At 61.9% G+C, this 278-nt stretch carries 1 protein-coding gene; it reads right to left on the bottom strand.

The window, feature by feature from the left end; genetic code table 11:
* A partial coding sequence (locus tag EN786_RS38200) for a hypothetical protein (protein WP_189524412.1) occupies positions 1–278 on the bottom strand: 278 nt, incomplete at both ends.

The following is a 278-nucleotide window of genomic DNA, read 5'->3' as shown; positions in this document are numbered from 1 at the left end:
GCAGCAGCGCCGCGCCAATAAGCAATTGGCCACCTGTGATCTTGGTGCCGAAAACCTTGTTCAGGGCATCGGCGACCAGACCGGCTGCATCCCGCACCGCCTTGAACAGCGGCAGGACGACATTGTTCAGGACGGCAAAGACGTCGCGGCCAAAGCCAACGATGGCATCGCGCCAGATCAGGATCCACGGATTGCGAACACGGTTGTCGGCGCCGATCAGCGCGAACAGCAGATCACGGATGCCGGAGAGGAGTTTCGCGTTGAGCGCTCGCCCGAAG

The organism is Mesorhizobium sp. M4B.F.Ca.ET.143.01.1.1, from assembly GCF_004792275.1.
Classification (GTDB): domain Bacteria; phylum Pseudomonadota; class Alphaproteobacteria; order Rhizobiales; family Rhizobiaceae; genus Mesorhizobium; species Mesorhizobium abyssinicae.
The sequence above is the reverse complement of the archived record's forward strand: the minus strand, read 5'-3'. Positions and strand labels throughout refer to the sequence as shown.